Genomic DNA, 20009 nt, shown 5'->3' with positions numbered 1-20009 from the left:
TCCTTGAGGGATCGCCATGCTGTTCCCCCACGACCTGCCCCATGCCGACGTCCAGCACCTGCCGGGCTGGCTGGCCGCAGCCGATGCCGACCGGCTCCTGTCCGCCCTGCAGGCCGAAGTCCGCTGGGAGGTCCATCGCATCCGCATGTTCGGCAACTGGGTGGATTCGCCGCGGCTGAGTTGCTGGATCGGCGATCCGCAGGCGCGCTACCGCTATTCCGGTGCTGAATTCGTGCCGCACCCCTGGCTACCCGCGTTGCAGGCCATGCGCGGGCGCCTGCAGGCGGAGGGCATCGGCCGCTTCAATAGCGTGCTGCTGAACCGCTATCGCGGCGGCGGTGATTACATGGGTTGGCACAGCGATGACGAGCCCGAACTGGGGCCGGCCCCGGTGATTGCTTCGCTGAGCCTGGGTGCGATGCGCCGCTTCCTGCTGCGCCGGCGCGATGACCCGGCGCGGAAGGCCGAGTACCTGCTCGGCCATGGCGATCTGCTGGTGATGGCGGGGCAGACACAGCGCTTCTACCAGCACGCGCTGCCGAAGATGGCACGGGTGCAGGGTGAACGTATCAACCTGACGTTCCGCTGGATTACGCCGCGCTGATCGGTCAGCGCGCGACGGTCGGCTGGTCGGCCTGCCCGCTTGTCAGTGTCCAGCCCACCACGTCCTGTGCCAGCTGCTGCAGGCCGCGCTCGAACGCGGCGGCAACCGCCGGCACGTCGGTACTGCCGACCGGCTGTGCCTGGCGGAAGGTGCGGGCGGCCACCACGCGCTGGTCGGCCACGTGGATCAGCTTGGCGTTGACCTCGATCACCACGGTGGGCGTGGCCTGGCCCAGGTAGTCCGATTCAAAGCGGCGCACATCGGTGGACAGCTTGTAGTCGGCACGGATGCCGGCACTGCTGCGCGCCACGCCACGGATGCGGCCGGAGTCCTCGAAGCCGCGCAGCAGGGTGTCCTCGATCATGTCGGTGGCCGGCTGTGCCCAGCTGGCGCCCTTGTAGATCTCCAGCTGCGACGGCGTCGGCCGCACGTTGATACGCGGGCTGTCGACCATGCGCGCGGCGCTGGGCTTGGCCAGCACCAGCTGCCAGCCCACCTGTGGCCACGCCGGGTCGGCCTTCACCTGCACGGACGGCGAGTACAGCGTCACTGCGGTTTTCTCGCTGCTGCCAAGGATGGAGCAGCCGCCCAGCAGGGCGACCATTGAAGCGGCCAGCAACAGGCGCGGAAGGGTGGTCGGGCTCATTTGGGTTCGAACTCCTTCGGTGCGTCGCGGCCCAGCAGGTAGCGCGCGGGGTTGTTCTCGAGGCGGTCGCTGACCCGGCGCAGGTCGCGGATCAGGCCGCGCAGTTCGGTCAGCGTCGGGCCCAGCTGGCCGAGGCCGTCGTTGGCGAAGCTGTTGATCGCGGCGCGGTTCTCGCCAAGGATCGAGTCGGCATTGCCGGCGGCCGAATCCAGCTTGCCCAGGGTGGCGTCGAGCTTGTCGATGATGCCCGGCAGCTGCTGCACCAGGTTCTTGTCCAGGCGCTCGATGGTGCCGTTGGTGGTCTTCAGCGTGGTGTCCAGGCTGCGCGCGGCATCGCGCGCGCTGAGCAGCAGCGCCTGGGTGCCCTGGTCGCGGTCGGCCAGGCCGCCGCTGATCGTCTCCAGATTGGCCAGCGTGGCATTGATCGAGGCCACGTTGCGGTCGCTGAGGATCTGGTCCATGCGTTCGACGATGCGGTTGGCCACGTCGGTGATGTTCTGCAGCGCCGACGGCGTGGTCGGAATGATCGGGGCCGGGTCCTTGTTGACCGTGGTCAGCGCCGGCGACTGCGGCGTGCCGCCGCTGAGCTGGATGATCGACGGGCCGGTCAGGCTGGTGATCGCCAGCTTGGCACGGGTATCGGTCTTGACCGGGGTGGTCGAGTTCAGGCGGATGCGTGCGACCACCTGGCGCGGGTCGTCCGGCACCAGGTTCAGTTCGATGATCGAACCCACCGCGATGCCGTTGTACTGCACCGGGCTGCCCACCGACAGGCCGGTCACGGCCTCGCGGAACACCACGCGGTATTCCTGCCAGGTACGGTCGGAGGAGTACTTGGCCGCCCACAGGCCAAAGGCCAGCAGGGCCAGGCCGGTGATCAGGGTGAACGCGCCGATCAGCACGTAGTTGGCTTTGGTTTCCATGGCTCAGGCACTCTCGATCTGTTCGCCGCGCGCGGCACGCGCACGGGGTCCGTGGAAGTACTCCTGGATCCACGGATGGTCCAGTTTCTCGATCTCCGGCAGTGGCGCGTTGGCCACCACCCTGCGATCGGCGATTACCGCCACCCGGTCGCAGATGGCGTACAGCGTGTCCAGGTCGTGGGTGATCAGGAACACGGTCAGCCCCAACGCTTCCTGCAGGGTCTTGATCAGGCGGTCGAACGCGGCCGCACCGATCGGGTCGAGCCCGGCGGTCGGTTCGTCCAGGAACAGCAGCGGCGGGTCCAGCGCCAGCGCACGGGCCAGGCCCGCACGCTTGCGCATGCCACCGGACAGCTGCGAGGGCAGCTTGTTGATCGCATCGGCGGGCAGGCCGGCTAGCTTCACCTTCAGCAGTGCCAACTCGTAATGCCAGCGCTCGGGTAGTTCGCGATGGTGCTCTTTCAGCGGCACCTGCACGTTTTCGCCCACGGTCAGCGAAGAGAACAGGGCGCCGTCCTGGAACAGCACGCCGGTGTTGCGCTCGATGTGCAGGCGGCTCTCGGCGTCGTCGGCGCGTGCGTCGCGGCCGAGGACTTCGATCTGCCCCGCATCGGGCGTGCGCAGGCCAAGGATCGAGCGCATCAGCACCGACTTGCCGGTGCCCGAGCCACCGACAACGCCCAGGATCTCGCCGCGGCGCACGTCCAGGTCCAGGTCTTCGTGCACGGTCTGGCTGCCGAAGCGGTTGAGCAGCCCGCGCACGCGGATGGCCAGGTCGTGGCCGTCACCGTCCTGCATGGGGAGTTCCTCGGGCGTCGGATGCGTGCTCATGTCACCAGTCCATGTGCATGAACCACAACGCCGCGAAGGCGTCGATGATGATCACCAGCGAGATCGTCTGCACCACGCTGGAGGTGGTGCGCTCACCCACCGACTGCGCGGTGCCTTCGACCTTCAGTCCTTCCAGGCAGCCGATCAGGCCGATCACCAGTGCAAACACCGGTGCCTTCGACAGGCCAACCAGCATGTGCCGGACTTCCATCGTCTCGTGCATGCGCGCGATGTACATCTGTGGCGGGATATCCAGGTCGAACGCACCCACGGTGATGCCGCCGGCCAGGCCGGCGACCATCGCAATGAAGGTCAGCAGCGGCAGCGTAACCAGCAACGCCAGCAACCGTGGCAGCACCAGCAGGTCGATCGGATCCAGGCCCAGCGTGCGCATGGCATCGATTTCCTCGCGCGCCTTCATCGCGCCGATCTGCGCGGTGAATGCACTGGCAGTGCGGCCGGCCAGCACGATCGCGGTCAGCAGCACCGCGAACTCGCGCAGGAAGGCAATGTTGACCAGTTCCACCACATAGATCTCGGCGCCGAAGTCGCGCAGGATGGTCGAGCCGAGGAAGGCGATCACCGCACCCACCAGGTAGGACAGCAACGCAACCAGCGGTACCGCGTCCAGCCCGACCTGCTCCATCTGGTGCACGGTGGCGGTCAGGCGGAACCGGCGGGGTTCCTTGACCAGCCGGGCCGCCTTGACCAGGTTCTCGCCGAGGAAACTGCACAGCGCCTTGATGTTGTGGCCGGTGGCGTGGACGCTGACACCCAGACGTTCCAGTGCGGCCAATACGCCGAAATCGCGCTTGGGCCTGGGCCGGTCGTCGGCCACTTCCTCGATGGTGCACACCAGTGCCTGATGATCCGGGCGGAACTTCAGTGCGTCTTCGCCAAGGTCGGCGCGATGGGCCACGCGCAGTACCTGCAGCACGCCTGCCGAATCCATCTTCTCGATGCCGGTGGCGTCGATGCCGGTCAGCGTGTCGGGAACGCCGCGCAGGACTTCAGCCGCGGCCAGCGCGGTCTTCAGGGTCCAGGTGCCGGACAGGCGAATCACGCCCGGGTCATGGGCATCCTGTTCGAGCTGGGGGGCGTGGTTCGGGGTCACTTGGGCCATTCGGGTCGCAGCATAACCGTTCTGTATCGGGCATCGCGTCGAACCCGGATGAATTTATCCAGTGCGGCCCGGCAGTAGGTAATACTACGGCGCATGTCCGCAGACGCTCACACGATCCCCACGCCCCAGGCCACCTACGCACAGCGCGTGGCCTTTGTTTCCGAGATCGCCGGACGCCTGCACAGCTACGGCACCACGGCCCAGCGCCTGGAAACGGCCGTGGTGGCACTGGCCCGCCAGCTCGATCTGGATTGTGAACCGTGGTCGAATCCCACCGGTATCATCCTCAGCTTCAGCGACCCGGCGCAGGCGATCGGCTCCAGCGACATCACCCGCGTGATCCGCCTGGCACCCGGCGAGAACGACCTGCACAAGCTCAGCGTCGCCGACCACATCGCCGAAGAAGTGGCCAACGGCCGGATGAGCATTGCCCAGGGCCACACCGCGCTGCGCCAGCTGGACAAGGATCCGGGCCGGCGCGGCAAGCTGCGCACCATCCTTTCGTTCACCCTCGGCGCGGCCGGCGTGGCCGGCATGTGGAAGCTACCGTGGCTGGACATCGCCACCGCCGGTGTCATTGGCCTGATGATCGGCCTGCTCGGCATGGTCACCGACCGTCGCCCGGCCAGCCGCGAAGCGGCCGAGGCACTGGCGGCGCTGTTGGCCGGCATGGTCGCGACCCTGGTCGCGTCTTTTGTCGGCGCACTCAACCTCAACACGGTGATCATTGCCTCGCTGGTGGTGCTGCTGCCGGGCATGTCGCTGACCAATGCGGTCAATGAACTCGCCAGCCAGCATTGGGTCTCCGGTACCGCGCGCTTCGCCGGCGCGTTGACCACCATCATGAAGCTCAGCGTGGGCGCGATGATCGCGGTGACCCTGGCCGATGTCCTGGGCCTTGATCCGGTGATCCGGGCCGCGCGGCCGCAGGGGCCGTGGGTGGAGTGGGGCTCGCTGCTGACCGCAGCATTCGCTTTCGCGATGCTGTTCAAGGCCAACCGCCGCGATTACCCGTGGGTGATCGCGGCCTCGGTGGCCGGCTATGCCATCTCCAAGTTCGGTGGCCATGCCTGGGGCGCGCCGGCCGGCATCTTCCTGTCGGCCATGCTGCTGACCGCCGGTGGCAACCTGTTCGGCCGCCTGGTCGGCCGCCCGGGTGCGATCATCCGCCTGCCCGGCATCATCATGATGGTGCCCGGCAGTACCAGCCTGCGTGGCGTGCTGACCCTGGTCCAGCAGCAGGATGTCGGCGCTGGCCAGAGCGTGTTCCTCACCGTGCTCAACGTGGTGATGGCGCTGGTGGCCGGCCTGCTGTTCGGCAACCTGCTGATGCCCGCTCGCAAAACCCTGTAGGTGTGGACCATTGGTCCACACACCGGGAGGGGGTGCTTCTTGTGGGTGTGGACCTTGGTCCACACACCTTCAATGAAAAACGCCGGCTTCCGCCGGCGTTTTTCATTCCAACCTGATCCGGCCTCAGGCCTTCTTGATCAGGAAGTCTTCCGGCTTCTTGTTGCCCTTGGCGGTCAGCTCGGCCATCCAGCGCGGCTGCTTGCCACGGCCGGTCCAGGTTTCCTTCGGGTTGGCCGGGTTACGGTACTTCGGCGCAACCTTGCCCAGCTTGCGGCCGGCGGTCTTCGACGGCGCCTTGGCTGCCGGGGCGGCCTTGCGCGCGCGCGGGGCAGGGGCGCCGCCGAACAGTTCTTCGATGGTGTAACCCTCGGTCTTGGCCAGCTTGGTCAGCTGGGCCCGGACCTTGGTGATCGGCCGGCGCTTGGCGACGATGGTCTGCTGTTTCTTGGCGGTACGGATCAGGGCGCCCAGCTCGCGTGCCGACAGGCCGGTCAGGTCAATGCTCATTTACGGTTACTCCGGAAACTAATATGTGGACGGGACGAGCCAGTCCATGGCGTCGCGGCACAGAATAAAGATGAATTAATCCCAGCACAAATGCAGGAGGGTCATGGCGTGGCGGCGTCCCGGCTGCATTGCGTCGATTTTGACCGGATTATGTCCGCTGCAATATCGATCCCATGGATGGGGGACAAAAAAAAGACCGGGGCATGCCCCGGTCTTTCCCCGATCAACCCTGCAGGCGCTGCAGCAGGGTGGCCTTGTCCAGGCTTTCCGCTTCGCTGGCGCGGCGCGAGCGGTACTCGTAGGTACCGGCGGCCAGGCCGCGCTCGCTCACCACCACGCGGTGCGGAATGCCGATCAGTTCCATGTCGGCGAACATCGCACCCGGGCGCAGGCCACGGTCATCCAGTGCCGCATCCAGGCCCGCGTCGCGCAGTTCCTGCAGCAGGTTGCCAGCGGCATCGGCCACGGCAGCGTCGCCCTTCGGGTTGATCACGCACACCACCACCTGCCACGGCGCCATCGCGTCCGGCCAGATGATGCCGGCATCGTCATGGTTCTGTTCAATCGCGGCAGCCACCACACGCGAGATGCCGATGCCATAGCAGCCCATCGCCATCACCGCGGCCTTGCCGTTCTCGTCCAGCACGGTGGCATCCAGTGCTTCGGCGTACTTGCGGCCGAGCTGGAACACGTGGCCGACTTCGATGCCACGGGCGATCTTCAATTCGCCACCGTCCAGCGCGCGGTCACCGGCACGCACGTTGCGGATGTCGGCCACTTCCGGTTCCGGCAGGTCGCGGCCCCAGTTGACGCCGGCCAGATGGAAACCTGCTTCGTTGGCACCCACGACGAAGTCGGACATGGCCGCCACTTCGCGATCGGCGACCACGCGGATGGCCCTGGCCGGAGCGACCGGGCCGAGGAAGCCCGGCACGCTGCCCAGGTGATCGGCGATTTCCGCTTCGCTGGCAAAGCGCTGCTCGTCCAAGCCGGCGACCTTGGCCAGCTTGATTTCGTTGACTTCATGGTCGCCGCGCACCAGCACCAGCACGAACTGCTGTGCGTCGCCTTCGCCGGCGACCAGCGCCACCGACTTCACGGTGCGCTGCAGGTCGATGCCGAGCAGGGCCGCGACGTCCTCGCAGGTCTTCTGGGTGGGGGTGTCGACCTTGCGCATGGCTTCGCCGGCGGCCGCACGCGGGGCCGGATCGGCCGCAATGGCCGCTTCCATGTTCGCTGCGTAATCCGAGCCGGTGGAGAACACCAGCGCGTCCTCGCCGGAATCGGCGATCACGTGGAATTCCTGCGAGGCATCGCCACCGATCGCACCGGAGTCGGCCTGCACCATGCGGAAATCCAGGCCGAGGCGGGTGAAGATGCGGCTGTAGGCCGACTTCATGTTCTCGTACTCGCGCACCAGGCACTCATCGTGGAGGTGGAACGAGTAGGCGTCCTTCATCAGGAACTCGCGCGAACGCATCACGCCGAAACGCGGGCGGATCTCGTCGCGGAACTTGGTCTGCACCTGGTAGAAGTTCACCGGCAGCTGCTTGTAGCTGGACAGCTCGCTGCGCGCGAAGTCGCAGGCGGCTTCTTCGGCGGTCGGGCTGTAGCAGAACACCTGGTCCTTGCGGTCCTTGATCTTCAGCAGCTGCGGGCCGAACTTCTGCCAGCGCCCGGTCTGCTCCCACAGTTCCTTCGGCTGGATGGTCGGGATCTGGAATTCCACGGCACCGGCCCGGTCCATTTCCTCACGGACGATGCGCTCGACCTTGCGCAGCACACGCAGGCCCAGCGGCGACCAGGTGTACAGGCCCGATGCCAGCTTGCGGATCATGCCCGCACGCAGCATCAGCCGGTGGCTGGTGAGCTCGGCGTCGCTGGGGGTTTCCTTGGTGGTGTGCAGGTGGAACTGGGAGAGGCGCATCGTCGGCTTCGGATAACGGCAGAGACGCCTATTCTGCCAGCCCGGCCGGGGTGGGGGGTACTGGCAGGGCTGCGCCCTGCACCCGCCTCAAGCAACGTCAACAGCAACGGCAACAGCGGGCTATACGTGGGATGGCGGGGTGGGTCCGGTTGCGGGGGGCGCCGTAAACCCGTCCCTGGGGGCTTGGCAGCCGCATCCATGCGGCTGACACCTCCGCAACCTGACCCACCCCGCCTTCGACAGTTTTCCGCGATCTGTCGGAACGACGTATTGCCTTGGTGGGTGTCGACCTTGGTCGACACATCTGTCAGATATCGAATGAGTCATCCACGCATGGCGTGGACCTACTGTGTCGACCAAGGTCGACACCTACCAACAGCCGCCGGAATCTGTCGAAGGCGGGGCACTGTGGGTTTGCGGGGTGTGAGCCGCATGGATGCGGCGACCAAGCCCCCATGGACGGGTTTACGGCGTCCCCGCAAACCCACAGTGCCCCGCCATCCCACGGAATGCCGCTCTGGCTTTTGCTTTTGCTTTTGCATTGAGCAGGTGCAGGGCTGCAAGCCCTGCCGATACCCTCACTCCGCCGGGCAGTACGCCTTGATGGCGGCTTCCGCCAATCCCTTCTGCGCGCTGCGCTGTTCCGGGGTCAATGGGGTATCGGCCTTGCCGTCGCCATTGGTGTCCTGCATCACCTGGCCGGAGCCGTCCAGCAGGGCCAGGTTGGCACGGGCGGTGCTGCACTGCTCCGGCACCGGCGCGGCCGGGGTTTCGGCGCTGGCCGCGGGCTGCGGGCTGCGTGCCTGCTCGCGGGTCTCGAACTTCTTGCCGGCCGGCGGGGTCTCCGAGTACTGGGTCACGCCATTGGCGTCCTTCCATTTATAGACTGGGCCGGCCACGGCGCTGGCACTGGCCAACAGCAGCAGGCATCCAAGGCAGTACAGGGCGCGCATGGCAAACTCCATGGAATGGGCGTAGAACGCCGATTGCAGCATTGGCGCCGAGCACTGGCAAGTCGATTAAACTGGATTCCATGGACCCGATCACACCGCCGCCGCGTTCGCGCACGATTTACCTGCTGCCCAACCTGTTCACCACCGCTGGCCTGTTCGCCGGCTTCTACGCGATCATCGCCGCGGCCAACGGGGATTTCGTCAATGCCAGCATCGCCGTGTTCGTGGCGGCGGTGATGGATGGCCTGGACGGGCGCGTGGCGCGCCTGACCGGTACCAGCAGCGAGTTCGGCGTGCAGTACGACTCGCTGGCCGATCTGGTCAGTTTCGGCATGGCCCCGGCGCTGGTGATGTACCACTGGTCGCTGTCGTGGCTGAAGTTCGATGACCCGCTGCTCGGGCGGGTCGGCTGGGCGGTGGCGTTCCTGTATGCCGCCTGCGCGGCACTGCGCCTGGCCCGCTTCAACACCCAGGTGGCGGTGGTCGACAAGCGCTGGTTCGTCGGCCTGGCCAGCCCGGCTGCGGCCGGCCTGATGATGTCCTTCGTCTGGGCCTTCGCCGATGGCAACCTGGGCTGGGACGGCAACCAGCTGCGCTACGTGGCGCTGGCGGTGACGATCGTCGCGGCGTTGCTGATGGTCAGCCGCATCCGCTTCTGGAGCTTCAAGGGCGGTGCCGCCAAGGGCGGCCGTTCCGATCGCGTGCCGTTCCTGGTGCTGGCACTGGTGCCGGTGGCGATCGCCATCGCGGTCATTGATCTGCCGCGCGTGCTGTTCGCGGTGGGCATCCTGTACGCCTTGTCCGGTCCGGTGATGTGGGCCGTGCAGCGCCTGCGCAAGAAGCCCGAGGCCGCGTGAGCCAGGACCTGCCCGTGCTGTGGTCACCGGCCCAGCAGGCCTGGCTGCAGGCCATGGGCTACACCGTGTATCACGACGGCCAGCTGGCCGCCGAACTGGACGCCGCGTTGCAGTTGAGCGTGGCCGAAGCCGAGGCGGCCGCCGCGCCCCCAGCGGAATCGACGCGGGTCGGCGTTGCATCTCCATCGCTGGAACCCCGCGGCGAATCCGCTCCGGCATCCCGCCAGGAGCGCCCGGCATCGCCGCGTCGCGAGACCCCCGTCACTGCACCGGATACCGCGCCGGCACCGGTCCGACCGCTGCCGGGTGGCAATGCCCGGCAACCGGTGGTGCGGCTCCCGGATCGCCTGCAGATCGCACTGCTGCGTGCCTCCGGCTGCAATCCCAACGATCCCGCCACGCAGGCGCTGATGGACAGCTGGCCGCTGGACCAGCTGCGCCAGGATCCGGCCGCCAAGCGCGCGTTGTGGCCGCAGTTGCGTGCCCTGCGCAAGCGGGGCGGTGCATGAGCGCGGTCAGCCAGCCCGGCCCGGTCAGCCTGCGCGCATTGCGCGAAAGTGACCTCAATGCGGTGATGGCCATCGAGGTGCGCGGCTATCCGTTCCCGTGGACCCGCGGCATCTTCGTCGATTGCCTGCGTGCCGGTTATCCCGGTCTGGCAATGGAGCGCGACGGCGAGTTGATCGGCTACGGCGTGCTCAGCATCGCTGCCGACGAGGCCCATGTGCTCAACGTCTGCATCGATCCGCTGGCGCAATCGCGTGGGCTGGGTCGTCAACTGCTGCGCGCACTGGTGCAGTTGGCGGGCAACCGGGGTGCGCAGCGCGTGTTCCTGGAAGTGCGTCCGTCCAACACACCTGCGCTGGCGCTGTACCACAGCGAAGGCTTCAACGAGATCGGCCGCCGTCCACGCTACTACCCGGCGGCACAGGGCCGCGAGGATGCGGTGGTGATGGCCATCGAGCTGGTCGACGGTGACCTGCAGGCGATGCCGCCGCTGTAACGGAGAAGGGCTGCCGGCCAGCGGCTGGCACTACCGATGGATCTCCGCCGTCATCGACACATCACCTGCCGTGATAGATGCCAACCTTGGTTGGCACGGTCTGCTCACGCCAGCCGCAATGCCAATACCCCACCCACAATCAACGCCGCCGCCAGCCAGCGCGCGCGCGGTATGCGTTCGCGCAGCAGGAACACCGAGATCAGCAGCGCGAACAGGATCGATGATTCGCGCAGCGCCGAGACCATCGCCACCGGCGCCTGGGTCATCGCCCACAAGGCCATCGCGTAGGACGCCGTGGTGCCGACGCCGCCGGCCAGACCCAGCGGCCAATGCTGCCGCGCATAGTCCAGCACCGCGCCGCCGCGCGTGTACAACGCCCACAACGGCAGGGGAATGCCCGACAGCAGGAACAGCCACAGCGTGTAACTGAGTGCGCTGCCGGACTGGCGCGCGCCCTGCGCATCGACCAGGGTGTAGGTGGCGATCATCGCCGCGGTCAGCAGTGGCAAGCGCAGTTGGCCACCGCGCGCACCCAGTGCCATGCACAGGATGCCGGTGCTGACCAGCACCACGCCCAGCCATGCCGCCGGTGGCAGCTGCTCGCCCAGCAGGGTGCCGGCCAGCGCAACCAGGATCGGCGCGCTGCCACGCATCAGGGGATAGGCCAGGCTCATGTCGACCTGCTGGTAGCAGCGTGCGACCAGGCCGTAGTACGTCACCTGCAGCAGCACCGACGCGCCCAGCCACGACCAGCTGTGCGCGGCCGGGAACGGCAGGAAGGGCAGGGCGGCCGCCGACAGCAGCGCGGCGCTGCCGGTGACCAGTACGGTGCCGAGGAATTTGTCCGGCCCGCGTTTGACGATCGCATTCCAGCTGGCGTGCAGGGCCGCAGCCGCGAGGACCAGCAGGAAAATGGAAAGAGGCATCGGGCGATGATGCCATGCGGGTGAAACGTTCCGGATTTGGTGGGTGCCAACCTTGGCTGGCACATCGCTCAGTGCGGACCAAGGTCCGCACCCACCAGAGCGGAGGCGGGGTAGGTGCCAACCTTGGTTGGCACGCACCAGAGCGCGGTGTTACAGCTTCGCGCGCTGCTCGCGCAGGCCGGCCAGCTGGGTATTCCAGTCGGCCAGTCGCACGCGTTCCTGCTCGACAACCGCCGGCGGTACCTTGTCGGTGAACTTGGCCAGCTTGGTCTCGCTCTTTTCCTTTTCGGCGTCGACGCGGGCGATTTCCTTGTCCAGGCGCACGCGCTCGGCGTCGAGATCGACCAGGCCTTCCAGCGGCACCAGCAGCTTCAGTTCACCAACGATTGCGGCAGCGGCCGGCGGTGCGCTTTCACCTTCGGCCAGCCACTGGATGCTGTCCAGCTTCAGCAGGAACGACAGCGAGGCGCTGAAGCGTTCGATGCGCAGTCGGTCCTGTTCCAGGCCACCCTGCAGCCGCAGCGGCACCAGCTTGGACGGGGCGACGTTCAGCTCACTGCGCACGCGACGCACCGCACTGATCACCGCCTTCAGCCATTCCACGTCGGCCTCGGCCTGGGCGAAATCGCCTTCGAACTCGGCCGCGGTCGGGTACGGGCGCAGCGACAGCGTGGTTTCGGCCAGGCCCAGGCGCGGGGCCAGCTGCTGCCACAGCTGTTCGGTGATGAACGGGGTCAGCGGATGCAGCAGGCGCAGCAGCGCTTCCAGCACGTACAGCAGGGTGTGCCGGGTGCTTTCGGCATCGGCGGCGTCGGCACCGTTCAGGGCCGGCTTGCTCAGTTCCAGGAACCAGTCGCAGAACGCGTTCCATGCGAACTCGTACAGGCACTGCGCCAGCAGGTCGAAGCGGTAGGCGGCGAAATGGCCCTGTGCTTCGGCAGTGGTGGCCGCCAGGCGCGAGAGGATCCAGCGCTCGGCATCGGTGCGCGGCTTGGGCACGCCGGTGAACGCTGCGCCTTCAGTGTTCATCAGCGCGAAGCGGCTGGCGTTCCACAGCTTGTTGCAGAAGTTCTTGTAGCCTTCGGCACGGTTCATGTCGAACTTGATGTCGCGGCCGTGGGTGGCCAGCGCGGCGATGGTGAAGCGCAGCGCATCGGCACCGTGGGCGGCGATGCCGTCCGGGAATTCCTTGCGGGTGGCCTTCTCGATCTTCTCCACCATCTTCGGCTGCATCAGGCCACCGGTGCGCTTGGCGACCAGGTCGTCGATGGTGATGCCGTCGATGATGTCCAGCGGGTCGAGCACGTTGCCCTTGCTCTTGGACATCTTCTGGCCCTGGCCGTCGCGGATCAGGCCGGTGAAGTAGACGTCCTTGAACGGGATCTTCCCGACCAGGTTGTCGGTGGCCATGATCATGCGCGCCACCCAGAAGAAGATGATGTCGAAGCCGGTGATCAGCACCGACGACGGCAGGTAGCGGTCGAAACCACGCTCGGCCATGGCCTGCTCGTTCGGCCAGCCCAGGGTGGAGAACGGCCATAGCTGCGAGGAGAACCAGGTCTCCAGCACGTCGCTTTCCTGGTTCAGCACCACGTCGCTGCCCAGGTTGTTCTTCGCGCGCACTTCGTCTTCGCTGCGACCGACGTAGCAGCTGCCGGTGGCGGCATCGAACCACGCCGGGATGCGGTGGCCCCACCACAGCTGGCGGCTGATGCACCAGTCCTGGATGTTGTTCATCCAGTGGCGGTAGGTATTGATCCAGTTCGGCGGAACGAATGCGATGGTTCCGTCCTCGACCAGTTCCAGGCCACGCTTGGCCAGGTCGTCCATCTTCACGAACCACTGGTCGGTCAGGTACGGCTCGATCACCTGGCCGGTACGGTCGCCGCGCGGCACCTGCAGCTTGTGCGCCTTGGTCTCGACCAGGATGCCCAGGTCTTCCAGCTCGGCCAGCACGGCCTTGCGCGCGGCGTAGCGATCCAGGCCCTGGAAACGCTCCGGTGCGTTCTCGTTGAGCGCCGCCACCGGGGTGAACAGGTTGATCATCGGCAGGCTGTGGCGCACGCCCACTTCATAGTCGTTGAAATCGTGCGCCGGGGTGACCTTGACCACGCCTGTGCCGAACGCACGGTCCACGTAGTCGTCGGCGATCACCGGCACGCGGCGGCCGGTCAACGGCAGCACCACGCTCTTGCCGATCAGGTGGGCGTAGCGCTGGTCTTCCGGGTGCACCATCACCGCGGTATCGCCCAGCAGGGTTTCCGGACGGGTGGTGGCCACCACCAGGTAGTCGCGGGTTTCGCGCAGGGTTTCCACGCCGTCGGCATCGCGCTCGACGTGCTCGTAGCTCAGGCCTTCATCCAGCGTGTAGGCGATCGACCACAGGAAGCCATCTTCCTCGGCGCTCTCCACTTCCAGGTCGGAAATGGCGGTCTTCAGCACCGGGTCCCAGTTGACCAGGCGCTGGCCGCGGTAGATCAGGCCCTGTTCGTACCAGCGCACGAAGGCTTCGTTCACCGCGGCCGACGGCTGCGGGTCCATGGTGAAGGTGCTGCGCGACCAGTCGGCGGAGGTGCCGAGGCGGCGCATCTGGCGCTCGATGGTGTCGCCGGACTGCTGCTTCCACTCCCAGACCTTGCCGATGAAGCCTTCGCGGCCCAGCGAATCGCGGGTCTCGCCCTTGCCTTCCAGTGCCAGGTTGCGGCTGACCACCATTTCGGTGGCGATGCCGGCGTGGTCGGTACCGACCTGCCACAGCGTGTCGTAGCCGCGCATGCGGTGGTAGCGCACCAGCGCATCCATCAGCGTCTGCTGGAACGCATGGCCCATGTGCAGCGTGCCGGTCACGTTCGGTGGCGGCAGCAGGATGGTGTACGGCTCGCCCGTGCCGGACGGCTTGAAGTGGCCGGCCTTCTCCCAGGCCTCGTAGAGGTCGGTCTCGAAGGACTTCGGGTCGTAGCTGGAGGCGAGTTGGGTCATGCGGGGGAACCAGGAGGTAATCGTTGAAGGATCAGGGCGCGGCGGCGGCCCATCAAGGGGGCCGGGGCGCGCTTACATGTCGTGCTTGTTCAGGTCGTACCCGGCGGCCTTGTACTGGCGCCAGCGTTCGCGCAGCGGTTCGCGCGCTTCCGGATCGGCCGGGACCACTTCCAGCACGCGTTCGCACTGGCCCAGCCAAGGCTCATCGCGCAGGTTGATGACCAGCGGGCGCGCCGGCGCGTCGGTGCCCGGCACGGCGATCAGCACCAGGGCCTCTTCCTCGTCCATGTCCTCGCCGGCAATCTGATGCGGGATGTAGGCATCGTTGTCGAACGCCCACAGCAGCTCGTCCAGCTCCTCGGCCTGGGCCTGGTCGCGGGCCAGCACCAGGGTGAACAACCCGGCGTCGTTGGCCTTGCGCGCCAGTTCGCAGACCAGCCGCAGCGGCTCGGTCAGGAAACGGGGCTTGGCGATCAGGTAGAAGTCGGCGCGGGGCATGGCAGGGTCCGGGTCAGGCAGGGGCCCGGTCGTGCCGGGCGAGGCCCTGGCCGGCGGGGGCCGGCCAGGGTCGGGTACGGCATCAGGCGCGGGCGGCCTGGTCCAGCAGCCACTGGCTCAGCAGGCCGACCGGGCGGCCGGTGGCCATGCCACGCTTGCCTTCATCGCTGGCCACGCCGGCGATGTCCAGGTGCGCCCAGCGCTGGCCTTCGGCGAAGCGCGACAGGAAGCAGCCGGCGGTGATCGCACCGGCCCAGCGGCCGCCGATGTTGTAGACGTCGGCGAAGGTCGAATCCAGCATCGGCTGGTACTCGTCCCACAGCGGCAGGCGCCAGGCGCGGTCGAACACGTGCTCGCCGGCGGCCAGCAGCTCGTTGGCCAGGTCGTCGTGCTTGCTCATCAGGCCGGCGGTCTGGTGGCCGAGGGCGACCATGCAGGCACCGGTCAGGGTGGCGACGTCAACCAGCGCGGCCGGCTCGAAGCGCTGCGCGTAGGTCAGCGCGTCGCACAGGATCAGGCGGCCTTCGGCGTCGGTGTTGCCCACTTCGATGGTCTTGCCCGACATCGAGGTGATCACGTCGGACGGACGGTAGGCGTTGCCATCGATGGCGTTTTCAACGGCAGGCACCACCACGACGAGGTTCAGCGGCAGCTTGGCCTTCACGGCCGCGACGAAGGTGCCGATGACGTTGGCGCCACCGCACATGTCGTACTTCATCTCCTCGATGCCGCCCTGGGTCTTCAGGTTGACGCCACCGGTATCGAAGGTGATGCCCTTGCCGACCAGCACGTAGGGCTTGGCGTCGCCAGCGCCGGTCCACTTCAGCACCACCAGGCGCGGACGGTTGGCCGAGCCGCGGGCCACGGCCAGCAGCGAGCCCATGCCCAGCGCTTCCATCTGGTGCTCGTCGAGGATCTCGGCTTCGGCACCGTCGTGCTCGCCGGCGAACTTCACGCCCACTTCAGCCAGGTAGGCCGGGGTGCAGTAGTTCGGCGGCAGGTTGCCCAGTTCGCGGGCGAACTCGACACCGGCGGCGATGGCGTGGCCCTGGGCCAGCGCCTGTGCGTCGTCACCGGCGATGGCCAGCTGGGTCAGGCCGGCGTCGTCGGCCTTCTTCTTGCCCAGGGTGGCGGTGTAGCGGTAGGCGGCGTGATCGGCGGCGATCACTGCCTGGCGGATCGCCCAGGCGGCGTCGCGGTCCTTCACTGACACTTCGGACAGGGTGAACAGTGCGCTGCGTGCAGCACCGGCCTTCAATGCGCGCACGGCGTCGCCGACGGCCTTCAGGTACTGCGGCACGCCGAAGCGGGCAGCATCGCCCAGGCCGACCACCAGCACGCGCGGGGCGGTCACGCCCGGCAGGTCATGCAGCAGGGTGGTGGCGCCGGTCTTGCCGGACAGGTCGCCACGCTCGGCGAGGGCGGCCAGGCGGCCACCACTGGCGGCGTCCAGGGCCTGCGCGGCCGGGGTCAGGGTATGGTCGGCATAGGCGCCAACCACCAGGCAATCAACGGTGGCGGCGGCCGGAGCAACGTGGTTCAGGGTGAATTCGAGGGCCATTGAGCAGATTCCATTGGCGAGTCCGTACAATCGCAGGCCGTTTACGCCCAGACAGTAGACTGGGCGGCACCGCGAACGAACCCCAGAGTTTAAACCACCGCCCCATGTTGAAGCTCGACCGATACCTGCTGGGCGATTTCGTCCAGAGTTTCCTGGCTACCCTGATCGTCCTGCTGGTGGTCAGCGTGGGCGGCGTGCTGGTGGACATCCTCGGCAACATCGCCGACGGACGCCTGCCGGCCAAGCTGCTGTTCTCCCAGCTGGGTCTGCAGTTCATCGCCTACCTGCCGCTGATCCTGCCGCTGGCACTGATGCTGGGTCTGCTGCTGGCGGTCGCCCGCCTGTACCGCGACTCGGAAATGGCGGTCATCACCGCCATTGGCGTGGGCCCCAAGCGGCTGCTGCGGCCACTGCTGATGCTGGTGGTGCCGGTGGTGCTGCTGGTTGGTGCCTGCTCTCTCTGGCTGGGCCCCTGGGCTGGGCGGGTGGCCGAGCAGATGATCATCGAGGCCAACCGCAGCGTGCTGATGGCCGGGCTGGAGCCGGGCCGCTTCACCCCGCTGCCCAATGGTGGCGTGGTCTACCTGTCCTCGATCTCGCCCGATGGCACCCAGCTGGGCAAGGTGTTCATGCAGCTACAGAAGGACGACCGCCTGGAGGTGGTGTCGGCCAATGGCGGCCGCATGTTCTTCGAAGGCACCCGCCAGCGTTTCCTGGAGCTTGATGACGGCCACCAGGTGGAGGGGCCGGTGGCCGGTGGGCTGGATTACCGGCTGGCGACTTTCGCGCGCAACGATGTGGCGCTGCCTGATGGCGCGCAGACCCGCACCGAGGATGACCCGGAACTGATGCCGACCCTGGACCTGATCGGTGACGCGCGCCCGCAGGCGCAGGCGCAGCTGCACCGCCGCCTGGCACCGCCGCTGATCGCGCTGGCGTTCGCCCTGCTGACCGTGCCGCTGGGCCGCAGCTCGCCGCGCCAGCAGCGCTACGGCCGCATGATGCTGGCGCTGTTGGCCTACATGGTCGGCACCAACCTGATGTTCATCGGCAGTGGCTGGATCGCCAACGGCAAGATCCCGCCCGCGCTCGGCCTGTGGTGGTTGACCCTGCCGCTGCTGGCGCTTGCGATCTGGATGTATGCACGTGATGGCCGTCTGGGCCGCCCGAAGGGAGCACGCGCATGAGGCTGCGTCCGATGCGTTTCGACCTGTACCTGGGCCAGTCGGTATTCACCACGGTGCTGCTGACGTGGGCCGTGCTGGTCGGCCTGGACGTGGTGATGGCGTTCTCCGGCGAGTTCAAGGACATCGGCAAGAACGGCTACACGCTGGGCCATGCTGCCGCGTGGGTGCTGTATACCGTGCCGCGCCGTGCCTACACGATGTTCCCCACCGCTGCGGTGATCGGTGCGCTGATGGGCCTGGGCCAGCTGGCCGCGACCTCGGAGCTGACCGCGCTGCGTGCACTGGGCCTGTCGCGCAAGCGCCTCAGCGTTTCAGTGGCGATCGCGCTGTCGCTGCTGACCGCGGTGATGGTGCTCAGCGCCGAGACGCTGGGCCCGTGGGGCCAGGACCGTGCCGATGCGCTGAAATCCAGCGCCAAGTGGGGGCGCGATATCGCCACCAGCCGTTACTCCGGGTTGTGGGCGCGCGAAGGCGACACCTTCCTCAACGCGCAGAGTGGCGAAGAGCAGCTGGTCGGTGACAAGGGCACGCGCCTGATCCTGCGCGACGTGCGCCTTTACCGCATTGCTGAAGACGGCCGGATCGCCTCGCTGACCCATGCGGCCACCGTCGAGCATGACAAGGATGGCTGGGTATTGACGGGCGTGCGCCGGGACACCTTTGGTGAACGCTCGGCCACGCGTGAGGAAGTGGCGCGCGAAGCGTGGAATTCTTCGCTGGATCCGGCGGCGCTGGCCACCGGCATCGCCAAGCCGCGCAACCTCAGCGTGGCCGAACTGAGCACCAGCATCGCCTATCGCCAGCGCAACGGGCTGGATGCGCGCGACTTCGAGGATGTGTACTGGAGCCGCTGGTTCTATCCGTTGAACGTGCTGGCGCTGTGCCTGGCGGCGGTGCCGTTCGCGTTCGGTTCACTGCGCAGTGGCGGCATGGGCAAGCGCCTGTTCCTGGGCATCCTGTTCGCGCTGGCGTTCTGGCTGCTGCAGCTGTTCTTCGGCCGCATGGCCGGCGCGTTGAAGTTCGATTACCGCATTGCCTATGCGCTGCCGCCGATCGTGATGCTGGCGGTGTCGGGGTTGCTGTTCCGGCGGAAATCGGGCTGATCGTGATTGTTGTAGAGCCGAGCCCATGCTCGGCTGTCTCCGCTTCACTTCAAGGACGCTTCACTTCAAGGATGAACATGACCCTCTACCGCCTTCTGCCGTACATCGCGGCCGTACTGCTTTCCGCCGGCTGCAGCCGCTCTGCGGTCGACTTCGAGATCGACAATCCGACCGACGCACCGCTTACCCTGTCGATCGATGATCAGCAGCACGTCATTGCGCCGCACACTGCGGTGCCCATCAGCCTGGAGCCTGGCCAGTACCGCCTGCAGAGCGGGAAGATCGGCAACGTGCGCATGGTGGTCTATGCCGGTGGCATCGGTGGCCTGATCAACCCGACGCTGGGCGAGTACGTGATCGTCACCGAGCAGTACGTCACCAGCAAGACCAACTCCGGTGGGCTGGTGTCGAAAGTCGAGTTGAATGACGTGGAGATCGAGGGTCCCTACGTGAAGGCGACCGGTCTGTTGATTCCACGCCGCTGGGATGTGGGCCTGCTGGGCGAACTGCCCAGCATGGTGGTGTCCAACAGCCCGGATACTTCCTCCGATTACCGGACCAAGCTCTACAACGTGCCCGGATTCTTCGCATACCTCGACGCAGAGGACGATCTGCGGGCCGCGTTCGGACCTGATGGCTACAAGGCACCGGATGCGAAGGTTGAGTTCACCCCCGCTACCCTGCCGGAGCTTCCGGCTGCCTTCGAAGACAAGGGCAAGCCGATGCGCGACCTGTATGCGCAGTACCTGGCTGCCAGCGATGCCGGTGAGCAGAAGCGCCTGAAGAAGGCCAGCCTGAAGCTATGGCAGGACTTCGTGACGGCCCAGGGGAAGCTGAACGGCAAGATCCCGGTACCCGATGGCGTCAAGGCCACGAAGTTCTCGTCGCAGTTCTTCGATCTCTGGGCGCAGCCAGCGGTGATCCTGCCGGACCCGGCACCCGCAGGCTGATCGCAGCGTTGATCGTGTAGAGCCGAGCCGATGCCCGGCTGTTGAGTGCAACCGCGGAACGCAGCCGAGCGTAGCGTA

Annotated in this window: 19 protein-coding genes; 8 read left to right on the top strand and 11 right to left on the bottom strand. The window is 67.0% G+C overall.

Annotated elements, in window-relative coordinates:
• The first annotated feature begins 16 nt into the window (after positions 1–16).
• Positions 17–604 (top strand): alpha-ketoglutarate-dependent dioxygenase AlkB family protein, encoded by a 588-nt coding sequence (locus D7Y61_RS05125; protein WP_180865371.1) that lies wholly within the window; start codon positions 17–19, stop codon positions 602–604.
• Positions 605–608: 4 nt separating this feature from the next.
• Here the strand turns inward: D7Y61_RS05125 and D7Y61_RS05120 are convergent, their stop codons facing one another.
• The 4 genes from D7Y61_RS05120 to D7Y61_RS05105 are packed head-to-tail and all read right to left on the bottom strand — an operon-like array spanning position 609 to position 4127.
• Positions 609–1250 carry an ABC-type transport auxiliary lipoprotein family protein gene (locus D7Y61_RS05120; protein ID WP_180865370.1) on the bottom strand — a complete coding sequence of 214 codons (642 nt, stop codon included), beginning with the start codon at positions 1248–1250 and terminating at the stop codon, positions 609–611.
• On the bottom strand, positions 1247–2173 hold the full coding sequence (locus D7Y61_RS05115; RefSeq protein ID WP_180865369.1) for an MlaD family protein: 927 nt from the start codon (positions 2171–2173) through the stop codon (positions 1247–1249). Before D7Y61_RS05115 ends, D7Y61_RS05120 begins: the two co-directional genes overlap by 4 nt.
• Positions 2174–2176: 3 nt before the next feature.
• Positions 2177–3004, bottom strand: coding sequence for an ABC transporter ATP-binding protein (locus tag D7Y61_RS05110; protein ID WP_180865368.1), 828 nt, complete (start codon positions 3002–3004; stop codon positions 2177–2179).
• 1 nt (position 3005) lies between these two features.
• The gene (locus D7Y61_RS05105) at positions 3006–4127 is read right to left on the bottom strand and encodes an ABC transporter permease (RefSeq protein ID WP_180865367.1); all 1122 of its coding nucleotides are present in this window, start codon (positions 4125–4127) and stop codon (positions 3006–3008) included.
• 93 nt (positions 4128–4220) lie between these two features.
• Between D7Y61_RS05105 and D7Y61_RS05100 the strand changes: the two genes are divergently transcribed.
• Positions 4221–5480: a threonine/serine ThrE exporter family protein gene (locus tag D7Y61_RS05100; protein WP_180865366.1), complete on the top strand. Its 1260-nt coding sequence runs from the start codon at positions 4221–4223 to the stop codon at positions 5478–5480.
• A 123-nt stretch (positions 5481–5603) separates the two neighbouring features.
• Here the strand turns inward: D7Y61_RS05100 and D7Y61_RS05095 are convergent, their stop codons facing one another.
• From D7Y61_RS05095 to D7Y61_RS05085, 3 genes are all read right to left on the bottom strand, one after another.
• On the bottom strand, positions 5604–5987 hold the full coding sequence (locus D7Y61_RS05095) for an H-NS family nucleoid-associated regulatory protein (protein ID WP_005408004.1): 384 nt from the start codon (positions 5985–5987) through the stop codon (positions 5604–5606).
• A gap of 223 nt (positions 5988–6210) precedes the next feature.
• Positions 6211–7914 (bottom strand): proline--tRNA ligase, encoded by a 1704-nt coding sequence (locus D7Y61_RS05090; RefSeq protein ID WP_180865365.1) that lies wholly within the window; start codon positions 7912–7914, stop codon positions 6211–6213.
• A 578-nt stretch (positions 7915–8492) separates the two neighbouring features.
• A complete protein-coding gene (locus D7Y61_RS05085; RefSeq protein ID WP_180865364.1) occupies positions 8493–8867 on the bottom strand; it encodes a DUF4124 domain-containing protein in 375 nt (124 codons plus the stop codon).
• An 80-nt stretch (positions 8868–8947) separates the two neighbouring features.
• Here D7Y61_RS05085 and pssA point away from each other — a divergent pair, with 80 nt between their 5' ends.
• Genes pssA through rimI form a run of 3 tightly spaced genes read left to right on the top strand, consistent with a single transcriptional unit; the run spans position 8948 to position 10727 of the window.
• Positions 8948–9724, top strand: a complete 777-nt coding sequence (gene pssA / locus D7Y61_RS05080) for a CDP-diacylglycerol--serine O-phosphatidyltransferase (RefSeq protein WP_046983850.1) — start codon at positions 8948–8950, stop codon at positions 9722–9724.
• Complete coding sequence (locus D7Y61_RS05075; RefSeq protein WP_180865363.1) at positions 9721–10233, top strand: hypothetical protein; 513 nt, start codon at positions 9721–9723, stop codon at positions 10231–10233. Before pssA ends, D7Y61_RS05075 begins: the two co-directional genes overlap by 4 nt.
• A complete protein-coding gene (gene rimI, locus D7Y61_RS05070; protein WP_180865362.1) occupies positions 10230–10727 on the top strand; it encodes a ribosomal protein S18-alanine N-acetyltransferase in 498 nt (165 codons plus the stop codon). The genes D7Y61_RS05075 and rimI overlap by 4 nt, the downstream gene beginning before the upstream one ends.
• A gap of 104 nt (positions 10728–10831) precedes the next feature.
• On the opposite strand, the gene D7Y61_RS05065 is transcribed toward rimI, so the two are convergent.
• The 4 genes from D7Y61_RS05065 to D7Y61_RS05050 all read right to left on the bottom strand — a co-directional run bounded on the left by D7Y61_RS05065 (position 10832) and on the right by D7Y61_RS05050 (position 16691).
• Complete coding sequence (locus tag D7Y61_RS05065; protein WP_180865361.1) at positions 10832–11653, bottom strand: EamA family transporter; 822 nt, start codon at positions 11651–11653, stop codon at positions 10832–10834.
• Positions 11654–11803: 150 nt separating this feature from the next.
• Positions 11804–14632 (bottom strand): valine--tRNA ligase, encoded by a 2829-nt coding sequence (locus tag D7Y61_RS05060; protein ID WP_180865360.1) that lies wholly within the window; start codon positions 14630–14632, stop codon positions 11804–11806.
• A 72-nt stretch (positions 14633–14704) separates the two neighbouring features.
• Positions 14705–15130: a DNA polymerase III subunit chi gene (locus D7Y61_RS05055; protein WP_014645876.1), complete on the bottom strand. Its 426-nt coding sequence runs from the start codon at positions 15128–15130 to the stop codon at positions 14705–14707.
• An 82-nt stretch (positions 15131–15212) separates the two neighbouring features.
• A complete protein-coding gene (locus tag D7Y61_RS05050) occupies positions 15213–16691 on the bottom strand; it encodes a leucyl aminopeptidase (protein WP_180865359.1) in 1479 nt (492 codons plus the stop codon).
• Between the two features lie 104 nt (positions 16692–16795).
• On the opposite strand from D7Y61_RS05050, the gene lptF reads away from it, so the two are divergent.
• The 3 genes from lptF (at position 16796) to D7Y61_RS05035 (ending at position 19931) form a co-directional block, all read left to right on the top strand.
• Positions 16796–17878, top strand: coding sequence for an LPS export ABC transporter permease LptF (lptF, locus tag D7Y61_RS05045; protein WP_180865358.1), 1083 nt, complete (start codon positions 16796–16798; stop codon positions 17876–17878).
• Positions 17875–18981 (top strand): LPS export ABC transporter permease LptG, encoded by a 1107-nt coding sequence (lptG, locus tag D7Y61_RS05040; protein WP_180865357.1) that lies wholly within the window; start codon positions 17875–17877, stop codon positions 18979–18981. Before lptF ends, lptG begins: the two co-directional genes overlap by 4 nt.
• Positions 18982–19058: 77 nt before the next feature.
• Positions 19059–19931 (top strand): hypothetical protein, encoded by an 873-nt coding sequence (locus tag D7Y61_RS05035; RefSeq protein WP_180865356.1) that lies wholly within the window; start codon positions 19059–19061, stop codon positions 19929–19931.
• The last annotated feature ends 78 nt before the right edge of the window (positions 19932–20009 follow it).

It is taken from the genome of Stenotrophomonas maltophilia (assembly GCF_013464485.1).
Taxonomy (GTDB): Bacteria; Pseudomonadota; Gammaproteobacteria; order Xanthomonadales; family Xanthomonadaceae; genus Stenotrophomonas; species Stenotrophomonas maltophilia_AW.
The sequence above is the reverse complement of the archived record's forward strand: the minus strand, read 5'-3'. Positions and strand labels throughout refer to the sequence as shown.

What these genes read in the sequence shown, in the direction of transcription:
- D7Y61_RS05125 (WP_180865371.1), top strand. Translation starts at nt 17, where the DNA reads ATGCTGTTCCCCCACGACCTGCCCCATGCCGACGTCCAGCACCTGCCG.
- D7Y61_RS05120 (WP_180865370.1), bottom strand. Translation starts at nt 1,250, where the DNA reads ATGAGCCCGACCACCCTTCCGCGCCTGTTGCTGGCCGCTTCAATGGTC.
- D7Y61_RS05115 (WP_180865369.1), bottom strand. Translation starts at nt 2,173, where the DNA reads ATGGAAACCAAAGCCAACTACGTGCTGATCGGCGCGTTCACCCTGATC.
- D7Y61_RS05110 (WP_180865368.1), bottom strand. Translation starts at nt 3,004, where the DNA reads ATGAGCACGCATCCGACGCCCGAGGAACTCCCCATGCAGGACGGTGAC.
- D7Y61_RS05105 (WP_180865367.1), bottom strand. Translation starts at nt 4,127, where the DNA reads ATGGCCCAAGTGACCCCGAACCACGCCCCCCAGCTCGAACAGGATGCC.
- D7Y61_RS05100 (WP_180865366.1), top strand. Translation starts at nt 4,221, where the DNA reads ATGTCCGCAGACGCTCACACGATCCCCACGCCCCAGGCCACCTACGCA.
- D7Y61_RS05095 (WP_005408004.1), bottom strand. Translation starts at nt 5,987, where the DNA reads ATGAGCATTGACCTGACCGGCCTGTCGGCACGCGAGCTGGGCGCCCTG.
- D7Y61_RS05090 (WP_180865365.1), bottom strand. Translation starts at nt 7,914, where the DNA reads ATGCGCCTCTCCCAGTTCCACCTGCACACCACCAAGGAAACCCCCAGC.
- D7Y61_RS05085 (WP_180865364.1), bottom strand. Translation starts at nt 8,867, where the DNA reads ATGCGCGCCCTGTACTGCCTTGGATGCCTGCTGCTGTTGGCCAGTGCC.
- pssA (WP_046983850.1), top strand. Translation starts at nt 8,948, where the DNA reads ATGGACCCGATCACACCGCCGCCGCGTTCGCGCACGATTTACCTGCTG.
- rimI (WP_180865362.1), top strand. Translation starts at nt 10,230, where the DNA reads ATGAGCGCGGTCAGCCAGCCCGGCCCGGTCAGCCTGCGCGCATTGCGC.
- D7Y61_RS05065 (WP_180865361.1), bottom strand. Translation starts at nt 11,653, where the DNA reads ATGCCTCTTTCCATTTTCCTGCTGGTCCTCGCGGCTGCGGCCCTGCAC.
- D7Y61_RS05060 (WP_180865360.1), bottom strand. Translation starts at nt 14,632, where the DNA reads ATGACCCAACTCGCCTCCAGCTACGACCCGAAGTCCTTCGAGACCGAC.
- D7Y61_RS05055 (WP_014645876.1), bottom strand. Translation starts at nt 15,130, where the DNA reads ATGCCCCGCGCCGACTTCTACCTGATCGCCAAGCCCCGTTTCCTGACC.
- D7Y61_RS05050 (WP_180865359.1), bottom strand. Translation starts at nt 16,691, where the DNA reads ATGGCCCTCGAATTCACCCTGAACCACGTTGCTCCGGCCGCCGCCACC.
- lptF (WP_180865358.1), top strand. Translation starts at nt 16,796, where the DNA reads ATGTTGAAGCTCGACCGATACCTGCTGGGCGATTTCGTCCAGAGTTTC.
- lptG (WP_180865357.1), top strand. Translation starts at nt 17,875, where the DNA reads ATGAGGCTGCGTCCGATGCGTTTCGACCTGTACCTGGGCCAGTCGGTA.
- D7Y61_RS05035 (WP_180865356.1), top strand. Translation starts at nt 19,059, where the DNA reads ATGACCCTCTACCGCCTTCTGCCGTACATCGCGGCCGTACTGCTTTCC.